Below are 13,304 nucleotides of genomic sequence, written 5' to 3' on the forward strand. Positions count from 1 at the left end.
CCCCTAGCGTCCGGGACGGTGCCGCCGGTCTGCGGCGCCGTCCCGCCGGAGTGAGGTGACCCGCTGGTGTCGTCGAGTGAGCAGAAGCTTCGGGACTACCTGAAGCGGGTGACCGCCGACCTGGCCCAGACCCGCAAACGGCTGGCCGAGGCCGAGTCCGGGGCGGCCGAGCCGATCGCCGTCATCGGCCTGGCCTGCCGCTACCCGGGTGGCATCACCACTCCCGACGGCCTGTGGGAGCTGGTCGCGCGCGGTGGCGACGGCATCGGCCTGTTCCCCGGCAACCGCGGCTGGGACGTCGACGGGCTCTACCACCCCGATCCCGACCACCCCGGCACCTCGTACGCGCGGGAGGGCGGTTTCCTCTACGACGCGGCCGACTTCGACCCCGACGTCTTCGGCATCTCGCCGCGCGAGGCGCTGGCGATGGACCCGCAACAGCGACTGCTCCTCGAGACGGCGTGGGAGGCCCTGGAACGAGCCGGGATCGACCCGCTCTCGCTGCGCGGCAGCCGCACCGGGGTCTACGCGGGCCTGATGTATCACGACTACGCGGCCCGGCTGCTCGACGTGCCCGACGAGGTCGAGGCCTACCTGGGCACCGGCAACTCCGGCAGCGTCGCCTCCGGCCGCATCGCCTACACGCTCGGCCTCGAAGGCCCGGCGCTGACCGTCGACACCGCCTGCTCGTCGTCGCTGGTGGCCCTGCATCTGGCCGTTCGGTCGCTGCAGTCCGGCGAGTGCGACCTGGCCCTGGCCGGCGGCGCGGCCGTGATGGCCACTCCCGACACGTTCATCGGCTTCTCGCGGCAGCGGGGCCTGGCCGCCGACGGCCGGTGCAAGTCGTTCGCCGCGGCGGCCGACGGCACCGGCTGGGGCGAGGGCGCCGGGATGATCCTGGTCGAGCGGCTCTCCGACGCCCAGCGCCACGGCCACCCGATCCTGGCCGTCGTGCGCGGGACCGCCGTGAACCAGGACGGCGCCTCGAGCGGACTGACCGCGCCTAACGGGCCGTCGCAGCAGCGGGTCATCCGCCAGGCGCTGGCCGCGGCCGGGCTCACGACCGACGACGTGGATGTGGTCGAGGGGCACGGCACCGGCACTACGCTGGGCGACCCGATCGAAGCGCAGGCGCTGCTGGCCACCTACGGCCGGAACCGGTCGACGCCGCTGTGGCTGGGCTCGATCAAGTCGAACATCGGGCACACGCAGGCCGCGGCCGGGGTCGCGGGCATCATCAAGATGGTGCAGGCGATGCGGCACGGCGTGCTGCCGCGCACGCTGCACGTCGACGAGCCGACGCCCCAGGTGGACTGGTCGGCCGGTCGGGTGGAACTGCTGACCGGGACGCGGGAGTGGGTGGCGTCGCGGGCCCGGCGCGCGGGCGTGTCGTCGTTCGGCATCAGTGGCACCAACGCCCACGTGATCCTCGAGGAACCACCGGCCCCGCCGAGCGCGCCCGCTCCGGCCGAGCGTCGCCTGGTCCCGTACGTCGTCAGCGGGCCCGACCCCGAGGCGGTGCGCCGCCAGGCCGAGCAGGTGCGCCGCTTCCTGGACGAGTACCCCGAGATCTCGCGGAGCGACGTGGCCTGGACGACCACCCGCAGGGCTATGTTGCCGCACCGGGCCGTCTATGCCGGCGACGAATTGCTGGCCGAGGGCATGGCCGCCCGGGGCCGCCGGGCGTTCCTCTTCACCGGGCAGGGCTCCCAGCGCGCCGGCATGGGCCTCGGACTCGCCGCCGAGTTCCCGGTCTTCGCCGAGGCGCTCGCCCGGGTGGCGGCCGCGGTCGACCCGCACCTGGACCGCCCGCTGGCCGACGTGATGACCGACAGCACGGCGATCCATCAGACCCGGTACGCCCAACCGGCCATCTTCGCCGTCGAGGTCGCCCTCCACGCCCTCGTGACGTCGTGGGGCATCACCGCCGATGCCCTGGTCGGCCACTCGATCGGCGAGATCGCCGCCGCCCATGTCTCCGGCGCGCTCTCCCTGCCGGACGCGGCCAAGCTCGTCACCACGAGGGGGCGGCTGATGCAGGCACTGCCCGCCGACGGCGCGATGCTGGCGGTGCAGGCCTCCGAGACCGACGTCCGGGCGGTGTTTCCCGACATCGACATCGCGGCGGTCAACGGCCCCCTCGCGATCGTTGTCTCCGGCACGGCTGACGACATTGAACGGGTCGCGGAGCACAACTGGAAGACAACACGGCTGCGGACGAGCCACGCGTTCCACTCGCGGCTGATGGAGCCGATGCTGGACGAGTTCCGCGCGGTCGTGCGGACGCTGAGCTTCACGGGTTCCGGGCGGTGGGCTGATCCCGACTACTGGGTCGACCACGTGCGGCAGCCGGTGCGATTCGCCGACGCCGTCGCGGCCCTCGACGGCGTCACCCGCTTCGTCGAGCTCGGCCCCGACGCGGTGCTCTCGGCGATGGTTCCCGGCGCGGTGCCGCTGCTGCGTCGCGACCACGACGAGGCGGCCACCGCGCTGACCGCGCTGGCCGCCATGGTCGTGCAGGGCGCCGCCGTCGAGTGGCCGGCCGTCCTGCCCGGCGGGCGGCTGATCGAGCTTCCCACGTACGCGTTCCATCGCCGCCGTTTCTGGCTTGACGCCCGCCCCGACGAGCGGCCCGTGGGTCGCTACCGGGTCGTGTGGGAGCCGGTCCCGGTTCCGCCACCGGCCGTCCTCGCCGGCACCTGGCAGGTCGACGACGACGCCCTCGCCGAGCTGCTGCGGGCGGCCGGCGTCGACGTGGCCACCGACCCCGGGAAGCCCGCCGACGGCGTGCTCGCCTTCGTGCGTACGCCGGAGGAAGCCCTCGCCGCCGCCCAGCGGGACGGGACCGCCCCCCTGTGGTTCGTCACCCGTCGGGCCGTGTCCACCGGCCCCGGCGACGCCGCACCCGAGCTGGGCCCGGCCGCTGCCTGGGGTCTGGCCCGGGTCGCGGCGCTGGAACGTCCCGGTCGCTGGGGCGGCCTGGTCGACCTTCCGGCCGAGCCCGACCCGGCGCTGCTGGTGGCTGCCTTGGCCGGAGCGTTCGGCGACGAGGATCAGATCGCCCTGCGCCCGTCCGGCCCGCTGGTGCGCCGTCTGCGGGAGGCACCGGAGACCCACGCGCGCTGGCGGCCGGCTGGAACGGTGCTCATCACCGGCGGCACCGGGGGTCTCGGTGCCGAAGTGGCGCGGTGGGCGGCCGGGCGGGGCGCCGAACGGCTGATTCTGGTGTCGCGCCGCGGTCCGGACGCTCCCGGCGTTCCCGATCTGCCGATCGCCCAGGCCCACGCGTGCGACCTGGCCGACCGGGCTGCCGTCGAGGCTTTGCTGGCCGAGGTCGGTCCGGTCGACGCCGTCGTGCACGCGGCCGGCGTCAGCGAGGACGTGCCCCTCGAACAGGAGACTGCCGAGCATCTGCGGGCCACGGCGGCGGCCAAGGTGGACGGCGCCACCCATCTCGACGAACTCTTGCCGGACGTTCCGCTGATCGTCTTCGGCTCGATCGCCGGCGTGTGGGGGAGTGCCGGCCAGGCCGCGTACGCGTCGGCCAACGCCGCCGTGGACGCGCTGGTGACCCGCCGCCGCGCCGAGGGCCGCCCGGCCACCTCGATCGCCTGGGGCCCGTGGGCGGGCGTCGGCATGGCCGCCGCCGACGAGGTCGCCGACCGGCTGCGCCGCCGCGGCGTCACCCCGTTGACACCCGAGCGAGCCCTGGACTCCCTGGCCGTCGCGGTCGCCGCGGACGAGGGCGTGATCGCGGTGGCCGACGTGGACTGGGAGCGGTTCGTCCCGGTGTTCTCCGCGGCGCGTGCCCGGCCGCTGTTCGCGGGCCTTGCGGCCGACCGGCCGAGCACCGTCCCGGCCGGTGACGACCTGGCTGCACGCCTGAACGGCGTCGACGCCGCCGAACGCGACCGCCTCCTGCTGCGCCTGGTCCGGGACGAGGTGGCCGGGGTGCTCGGGCACACCTCGGGTGCCTCGGTCGCGTCCGGTCGCGCGTTCCGCGAGCTCGGCTTCGACTCGCTCACCGCGGTGCAGTTGCGCGACCGGCTGATCGCTGTGACCGGGGTGCCGTTCTCGCCGACGCTCGTCTTCGACTACCCGAACGCCGAGCGCCTCGCCGCGCACCTGGCCGAAACCCTCGCCCCCGCGGTGGCACCCACCGTCGAGCTGACCGACCACCAGATCCGGGCCGCGCTGGCCGCCGTCCCGGTCGAGCGGCTGCGGGAATCCGGCCTGCTGACCCAGCTGCTCGACCTGGCGCCGCCGCCGACCGGGCCGCAGCCGGCCGCCGATCTCGACGCCATGAACGCGGACGACCTGGTGCGCCTCGCCCTCGGCAACCCCAGCTGACCCTCTTCCCCACGAGTGGAGTGACGATGACCCAGCCGGACGGAAAGCTCGTCGAGGCCCTGCGCAGTGCCCTGAAGGAGACCGACCGGCTGCGCCGCCGGGAGCAGGAGGCCACGGCCCGGGCCACCGAGCCGATCGCCATCGTGGGTATGGCCTGCCGCTATCCGGGCGGCGTGCAGACACCGGATGACCTGTGGCGGCTGGTGGCCGAGGGCCGCGACGCGGTCGGCCCGTTCCCCTCCGACCGCGGCTGGGATCTGACCACGCTGTTCAGCGACGACCCGGACGCCCCAGGCACGTCGTTCGCGCGGGGCGGCGGCTTCCTGCACGACGTCGCCGACTTCGACGCCTCGCTGTTCGGCATCAGCCCGCGCGAGGCCCGCGCCATGGACCCGCAACAGCGGCTGCTGCTCGAATGCGCGTGGGAGGCGTACGAACGGGCCGGGCTCGACCCGCTCGGCGTGCAGGGCACCCGCACCGGCGTCTTCACCGGTAGCAACGACCAGGACTACCTCGGCCTGCTCGGTGACCACCCGGGCGAGCTGGAGGGCCACCTCGGCACCGGCAACGCGGCCAGCGTGCTCTCCGGGCGGCTCGCCTACCTGTTCGGTCTCGAGGGTCCGGCCGTCACCGTCGACACCGCGTGCTCGTCGTCGCTGGTCGCCCTGCACCTGGCCGCCCAGGCGCTCCGCAACGGCGAATGCGACCAGGCCCTCGTGGCCGGCGTGCTGGTGATGTCGACGCCCGGCACGCTGCTCGAGTTCTCCCGCCAGCGGGCCCTGGCCGCCGACGGACGCTGCAAGTCGTTCGCCGCCGCGGCCGACGGCACCGGCTGGGGCGAGGGGGCGGCCGTGCTGGTCGTGGAGCGGCTCTCCGACGCCCGCGCGGCCGGGCGGCCGGTGCTCGCCGTGGTCCGGGGGAGCGCCGTCAACCAGGACGGCGCGTCCAACGGCCTGACCGCTCCCAACGGTCCTTCCCAGCGGCGGGTCATCCGTGCCGCGCTGGCCAATGCCGGGCTGACGCCGTCCGAGGTGGACGCGGTCGAGGCGCACGGCACCGGCACCACGCTGGGCGACCCGATCGAGGCCCAGGCGCTGCTGGCCACGTACGGCCAGGACCGCGAGGGCGAACCGCTGTGGCTCGGTTCGCTCAAGTCGAACATCGGTCACACCCAGGCCGCCGCGGGGGTCGGCGGCATCATCAAGATGGTCCAGGCCATGCGGTACGGCGTTCTGCCCCGCACCCTGCACGTCGACGAGCCGACCCCGAAGGTGGACTGGTCGTCCGGGGCCGTCGAGCTGCTCACGGTGGAACGGGAGTGGCCCGAGACCGGCCGGCCGCGGCGCTCGGCCGTGTCTTCATTCGGCATGAGCGGCACCAACGCCCACGTCATCCTGGAACAGGGCGACCCGACTGGGGCCGAGCCGGAGGCGGACAGTGGCCCGGTTCCGCTGTTGCTCTCCGGCCAGGGCGCCGCCGCTCTGAAGGCTCAGGCGGCCGCCGTTCCCGAAGTGAGCCGCGGCGTCGGCGCCGCTCTCGCCCGGCGGGCCGCCCTCCCGGACCGGGCCGTCGCCTGGGACCCCGAGAGTCTGGCCGCGGTGGAATCGGGCCAGGTGGCCACGACCGCGCTCGAGGCCACCGACGTCGTGTTCGTCTATCCCGGACAGGGCGGCCAGTGGCTGCACATGACGGTCGGACTGTTGGACGATCCGGCATTCGCCGACCGGCTGCGCGAGTGCGACGCGGCGCTGCGCCCGCATCTCGGCTTCTCGGTCGAGGAGGTGCTGCGCGGCGAGGACGACTGGCTGACCCGAGTCGAGATCGTGCAGCCGGTGCTGTGGGCCGTCGGCGTCGCCCTGACCGCGTGGTGGGAGTCCTACGGCGTGGTCCCGGCGGCCGTGGTCGGTCACTCGCAGGGCGAGGTCGTAGCCGCGGTGGTGGCCGGCGCGCTGTCGGTCGAGGACGGCGCCCGGGTGGTCGCCACCCGGTCGCGCACGCTGGTCGGCCTCACCGGCGACGGCGGCATGCTCTCCGTCGGCGCCCCGGCCGACCGCGTCGAGGAATGGCTGGCCGCACCCGACTGGTCCGACGTCGTCATCGCCGCCGTCAACGGGCCGGCCCAGGTGGTGCTGGCCGGCGACCGTACTCGCCTGGCCGCGTTCGCCGCCCGCTGCGAGGAACGGGGCGTCCGGGCCCGCCTGGTCGAGGTCCGCTACGCCTCGCACTCCCCGCAGGTCGAGCAGGTCCGCGACGCTGTCCTGGCCGGAGTGGCCGGGATTCGCGGGGCCGCCCCGCGTATCCCCTGGTATTCCACGGTCACCGGCGAGCAGGTCACCGAGTCGCTCGACGGCGACTACTGGTGGGACAACCTGCGCCGGCGGGTGCGGTTCGCGCCGGTGGTCCAGCGTCTCGCCGAGGACGGATTCCGTTTGTTCGGCGAGGTCTCCGGCCACCCGGTGCTCACCGTCGCCATCGAGCAGTGCGCCCCCGACGCCGGCGTGTTCCCGACACTCCGGCGAGGCGAGGACGATCCGGCCGGGCGGATCCGCGCGCTGGGCGGGGCCTGGGCGCGGGGTGTCCGCGTCGACTGGTCCTCCTGGTTCGACGGTGTCCAACCCCTCCAAACCCTTCCCACGTACGCGTTCCAGCGCCGCCGTCACTGGCTGACCCCCGAGGAGCAGCGCCGTGACCAGGGCGGCGACCCGGAGTTCTGGACCGCCGTGGAGGCGGGCGCCGAGTCGCTCGCCGGTGAGCTGGGACTGGCCGCCGAGGTGGTCGAGCCCGTGCTGGGCGGCCTGACCTCGTGGCGCGACCGCCGCAAACTCACCTCGATGATCGACGGCTGGCGCTACGCCGTGAGCTGGTCGCCCGTGCCGACACCGGCCCCGGTCCGCCCCGAGGGCCGGTGGTTGCTGGTGACACCGGCCGGGGTGGACGTCCCCGACCTGTCCGGCCTGGCCGACTTCGTCGTCGCCGAGGTCGACGCGGCCGCTGTTTCGGCCCGGGAGCTGCCCGAGGGCCCGTACGCGGGAATCGTCTCTCTGCTCGCCCTCGACGAGCGGCCGATGCCCGGGCACCCGCTCGTCTCCCGTGGTCTCGGTGGAACCCTGGCGCTGATCCAGGCGCTCGGCGAGGGCCCGCTGTGGGCGCTGACCCGAGGCGCGGTCGGCGTCGGCGGTGCTCCCGAAAGCCTGGCCCAGGCGGAGGTCTGGGGTCTGGGCCGGATCGCCGGACTGGAGCTTCCCCGCCGCTGGGGTGGCCTGCTCGACCTGCCCGCCACCCTCGACGACCGCGCCAATGGCACCCTTGCGGCCGTGCTCGCCGGCGCCCTAGGCGGAGAGGACCAGCTGGCCATCCGCTCGAACGGCCTGTTCACCCGGCGGGTCGTCCCGGCTCCGTCCCGGCGCGGCGGGGAAGGCTGGCGGCCGCGCGGCACCGTGCTCGTCACCGGCGGCACCGGCGCGCTCGGCTCCCGGATCGCCCGCTGGGCCGCCGAGAGCGGCGCCGACCGCCTCGTGCTGACCAGCCGCCGTGGCCTCGACTCGCCCGGAGCGGCCGAGCTGCGCGACGAACTGGTCGCGCTCGGCGCCGAGGTCGAGATCGCCGCGTGCGACCTGGCCGACCGGTCCGCCGTCGAGGCGCTGCTGGCCCGGGTGGGCCCGGTGAACGCCGTCGTGCACGCGGCCGGCGTCGGCGCCAACGTGCTGCTCGACGAGACCGACGTGGCGCTGGTGTCCGAGTTGCTGGCCGGCAAGGTGGCCGGCGCCGTCCATCTCGACGAGCTGGTCGGCGACGTCGACGCGTTCGTGACGTTCTCCTCGCTGTCCGGCATCTGGGGCAGCCAGATGCACGCCGCCTACGGGGCCGCCAACGCCGCCCTCGATGCCCTGGCCGAGCAGCGTCGGGCGCGCGGGGGCCGGATGACCGCGATCGCCTGGGGCACCTGGGCTGAGACCGGCATGGCGTCGGCCGACGTCGGCGAGGAGCTGCGCCGCCGTGGTGTCATCGCGATGCCGCCCGGCCCGGCCATCGAGGCGCTCAGCCGCGCCGTCGGCCAGGACGACACCACGATCTGCGTGGTCGACGTCGACTGGCCGCGGTTCACCGAGCTGTTCACGGCCACCCGCCCCCGCCCGCTGATCGGCGACATCCCCGCCGTCCGCGACGCCCTGGCCAAGGCGGCCGAGCCTTCGTCCGGCGAGGGCGGCCTCGCCGCGAAGGTGGCCGGGCTGCCCCCGGCCGAACGCGAACGGGTCGTACTGGAACTCGTCCGGGGCGCCGCCGCGGCCGTGCTCGGTCACGCCACCGGCGACGACATCGCGCCCCGGCGACCGTTCCGCGACCTCGGCTTCGACTCGCTCACGGCGGTCGACCTGCGCAACCGGCTGCGTGCCGCGACCGGCCTCGCGCTGCCCGCCACTGTCGTCTTCGACCAGCCCAACGCGGCCGCGCTGGCTGCCCACCTGCTCGACAAGGCCGGTGGCAGCGCCGGGCCGGTGGCCCCGGTGACCGTCACGGGAAGCGTGGCCACGCTGGACGAGCCGATCGCCATCACCGCGATGAGCTGCCGCTTCCCGGGCGGGGTGGAATCGCCGGAGGACCTGTGGCGGTTGGTCGCCGACGGTGTCGACGCGATGTCGCCGTTCCCGACCGACCGCGGCTGGTATCTCGGCGATCTGGTCAACAGCGATTCCTCCGTACGCGGCACCACCTACACGAGTGAGGGCGGCTTCCTCGACGACGTGGCCGGCTTCGACGCCCGCCTGTTCGGCATCACGCCGCGCGAGGCCGTCGCCATGGACCCGCAGCAGCGGCTGCTGCTCGAATGCTCCTGGCAGGCCCTGGAACGGGCCGGTCTCGACCCGCTCAGCCTTCGCGACAGCGGCACTGGCATGTTCGCCGGCACCAACGGCTCCGACTACCTGTGGTCGCTCGGCGTGTTTCCCACCGAGCTCGAAGGCCATCTCGGCACCGGGAACGCGGCCAGCGTGCTGTCGGGCCGGGTCTCCTACACGTTCGGCCTGCAGGGCCCGGCGATGACCGTCGACACCGGCTGCTCCTCGTCGCTGGTCGCTCTGCACCTGGCCGCGCAGGCCCTGCGTCAGGGCGAATGCGACCTCGCCCTGGTCGGCGGGGTCACCGTGATGTCGACTCCGGGCCCGTTCGTCGAGTTCAGCCGCAAGGGCGGGCTGGCCGCCGACGGCCGGTGCAAGTCGTTCGCCGCGGCCGCCGACGGCACCGGCTGGTCCGAGGGTGTCGGCGTGCTCGTGGTGGAACGGCTCTCCGACGCCCGTAAGGCCGGCCGGCCCGTGCTCGCCGTGGTGCGCGGCAGCGCGGTAAACCAGGACGGCGCGTCCAACGGGCTGACTGCGCCCAGCGGCGCCGCCCAGCAGAAGGTGATCCGGCAGGCCCTGGCCAACGCCCGCCTCGAACCGGGCGACATCGACGCCGTCGAGGCGCACGGCACGGGAACGACGCTGGGCGACCCCATCGAGGCCAACGCGCTGCTGGCCACGTATGGTGCGGGCCGCACCGGCGAGCCGGTCTGGCTGGGCTCGGTCAAGTCGAACCTCGGCCACACCCAGGCCGCCGCCGGCATGGCCGGGCTCATCAAGATGGTCGAGGCGATCCGGCACGGAATGCTGCCGAAGACGCTGCACGTCGACGAGCCGTCCCCGCACGTGGACTGGGCGCTCGGCGGCGTCGAGCTGCTCACGGCGTCGCGCGAGTGGCCCGCGACCGGCCGCCCGCGCCGGGCCGGGGTGTCGGCGTTCGGGGTGAGCGGCACGAATTCGCACGTGATCCTCGAACAGGTCGACGAGCCGGTGGTCGCGTCGGAGCCGGCCGAGGGCCCGGTGCCGTTGCTGCTGGCTGCGGCAGACCAGGCCGGGTTGCGGGCGCTGGCGGCGGCTCTGCGGGATCACCCGGCGGAGATGAACGACTTGGCCGCCACGCTCGCCGGCCGGGCGGCGCTGCCCGAGCGCGCGGTCGCTTGGGACGCCGAGAGCCTCGCTCAGGCCGCAGCGGGCCTCGCGCCGGTGGCCGGCACGGTGGCCGGCGAGGACGTCGTGTTCGTCTACCCTGGTCAGGGCGGTCAGTGGCTGCGCATGGCGGCCGGGCTGATGGACTCGCCCGCGTACGCCGGGCGCCTGCGCGAATGCGACCGGGCGCTGCGGCCGTATGTCGGGTTCTCGGTCGAGGAGATACTGGCCTCGGACGAGCAGTGGCTCTCCCGGGTCGAGGTGGTGCAGCCGGTGCTGTGGGCCGTCGGCGTCGCCCTGACCGCGTGGTGGGAGTCGCACGGCGTGCGCCCGGCGGCCGTGGTCGGTCACTCGCAGGGCGAACTGGTGGCCGCGGTGGTGGCCGGCGCCCTGTCCGTGCCGGATGCCGCCGTCGTGGTGGCCGCCCGCTCGCGGGCCCTGGTCGAGCTGGACGGCACCGGTGGCATGGCGTCGATCGGCGCCGGCCCGGAGGAGGTGGCCACCTGGCTGGCCCGGCCCAAGTGGTCCGGCCTCACTCTGGCCACCGTCAACTCGCCGAGCCAGGTGCTGGTCGCGGGGGAGCGAGCCACCGTCGAGGCGTTCGTGCCGTGGTGCGAGCAACAGGGCGTCCGGGCCCGCGTTGTCGAGGTTGGCTACGCGTCGCACTCCCCGCAGGTCGACCCCGTGCGTGGCGACATGATGGCCGCGATCGCCGCCGTCCGCGGGGCCGTCCCGGCCGTGCCGTGGTACTCGACGGTGACCGGTGAGCTGGTCACCGAGGCGGTCGGCCCGGACTACTGGTGGGCCAACGTGCGCGACCGGGTGCGGTTCGCGGCGGTGATCCAGTCGTTGACCGGCAACGGTTTCCGGCTGTTCGCCGAGATCTCCGGGCACCCGGTTCTGACCCTGGCGCTCGAACAGTGTGCCCCGGACGCGGGTGTGTGGGGCACACTGCGCCGCACCGAGGACGGCCCGGCGGCGCAGATCCGGGCCCTGGGCCAGGCCTGGGTGCACGGCGCGCCCGTCGACTGGTCGCCCTGGACGTCCGGCGGCCGACGCCTCGCCGACGCCCCGACCTATCCGTTCCAGCACCGGCGTTACTGGCTCTCGCCGAGCGACGCCGGTTCGCCACCGGTGGCCCCCGAAACGGCCCTGCGCCACACCGTCTCGTGGGTGCCGGCGTCGTTCGATCCCGCCGCCCGGCTCAGCGGCCGCTGGCTGCTGGTTCCGGCGGCCGGTCACGACGAGACCATGCGCGCGGTGACCGCCCAACTGGCCGGAGCCGGTGCCGAGGTGGTGACTGCCCCGACCGGCGACCTGGCCGGCGTGGTGTCGCTGTTGGCCCTCGACGAGGAGCGTGGACTGGCGGACACCGTCGCTCTGGTGCAAGACCTCGACGCGCCCCTGTGGATCGTCACGCGGGGGGCCATGACGAATCCGGCTCAGGCTCAGGTCTGGGGCTTCGGCCGGGTCGCCGCGCTGGAACACCCCGACCGCTGGGGCGGCCTGATCGACTTGCCCGAGACGGGAGCCGACGGCCTCGCCGCCGCGCTGGCCGGAGCCGGTGACGAGGACCAGATCGCTTTGCGGGACGGGGAAACCCTCGTACGCCGCCTGCGACCCGCCCTGCCGAAGCCCGGCCGGGGCTGGCGGCCGACCGGCACGGTCCTCATCACCGGCGGCACCGGTGCGCTCGGCGGTCACGTCGCCCGCTGGGCCGCCCGGCACGGCGCCACCGGCCTGGTGCTCGCCAGCCGCCGCGGCCTCGAGGGTGCCGGCGACCTGCTGGCCGACCTGGCCGATCTGGGCGCCAAGGTCACCGTCATCGCCTGCGACCTGACCGCCCGCGACCAGGTAGCCGAGCTCGTGGCCGGGCTGCCAGACGACCTGACCGCCGTCGTGCACGCGGCCGGCGTCGCCCAGGACACCCCGATCGCCGAACTCACTCCCGATGAGATCGAGGCGGTGACCGGCGCCCGCGTCACCGGCACCCGGTTGCTCGATGAGTATCTCGACGGCCGCGACCTGGACGCGTTCCTGGTCTTCACGTCCGTTGCCGGGATCTGGGGCACGGCCCGGCACCCCGCCTACGCGGCCGCCGACGCCTTCCTGGAGGCGTTCGCCGAGCGACGCCGGGCCCACGGCCACCCGGCCACCGCCATCGCGTGGTCACCGTGGGCCGGCGGGGGCATCGCCGCCACCGCGGCCGCCGACGGCTCGCTGCTGCGGCTCGGCATCCGCCCGCTCGACCCCGGCCGCGCCGTCGCCGAGCTGGCCACCGCCGACGGCTCGACCGTCATCGCCGACGTCGACTGGGCCCGGTTCCTGCCCGCGTTCGGGCTGTCCGGCCGGGGCCGCCTGTTCGCCGAGCTGGCCGTGGCCGGCGAGCCCGCGGCTACCGAGGGACCCGGAACGGCCGAGGCCCTGCGCGACCGCCTGACCGCCCTGGCTCCCGACGAGGCCGAGGCCGACCTGGTGGACCTGCTGCGCGGCCACATGGCGGCGGTCCTCGGCTTCCCGGGCACCGAGAAGATCCCGCCCACTCGCGCCTTCCGCGAGATCGGTTTCGACTCGGTGACCGCCGTCGAGCTGCGCAACCGGGTGAACGCGGCCACCGGGCTGCGGCTGCCGGCCACGCTCGTTTTCGACCACCCGACACCGGCTGTGCTCGCCGCACACCTGCGGGCTCAATTGGCCCCGGACAGCGGGCGCTCGGTGCTCGAGGAGCTGGACGAGATCGAGCGGCGGATCGCCGGCGAGGCCCCGGACATGATCACCGGCACGAAGCTGCGCATCAAGCTCCGGTCGCTGCTCTCCGTGCTCGAGAACAACGAGGTGGCGGCCGCTCCGGAGCCGGCCGTCGACGGCTCCGACGACGAGCTGCTGAGGTTCATCGACACCCAGCTCGGGCGGGCCTGAACGGCGAATTCGTAGGGGAGCGCTAGGGGTGCCGGGAGCGTTTCCGGCGCCCCT

1 protein-coding gene and 1 pseudogene are annotated in these 13,304 nt (G+C 74.6%); both read left to right on the forward strand.

What is annotated here, in order from left to right:
• Positions 1–69: 69 nt before the first annotated feature.
• Positions 70–4,350: pseudogene (locus LXN57_RS42040) on the forward strand (type I polyketide synthase); the annotation flags it as partial.
• Between the two features lie 26 nt (positions 4,351–4,376).
• Complete coding sequence (locus LXN57_RS42045) at positions 4,377–13,250, forward strand: type I polyketide synthase (RefSeq protein WP_251803898.1); 8,874 nt, start codon at positions 4,377–4,379, stop codon at positions 13,248–13,250.
• The last annotated feature ends 54 nt before the right edge of the window (positions 13,251–13,304 follow it).

The organism is Paractinoplanes hotanensis, assembly GCF_023717965.1.
In the GTDB taxonomy this organism is placed as follows: domain Bacteria; phylum Actinomycetota; class Actinomycetes; order Mycobacteriales; family Micromonosporaceae; genus Actinoplanes; species Actinoplanes polyasparticus.

Bases quoted from the DNA above. Each gene is read 5' to 3' on its own strand.
- LXN57_RS42045 (WP_251803898.1), top strand. From the start codon at position 4,377: ATGACCCAGCCGGACGGAAAGCTCGTCGAGGCCCTGCGCAGTGCCCTG.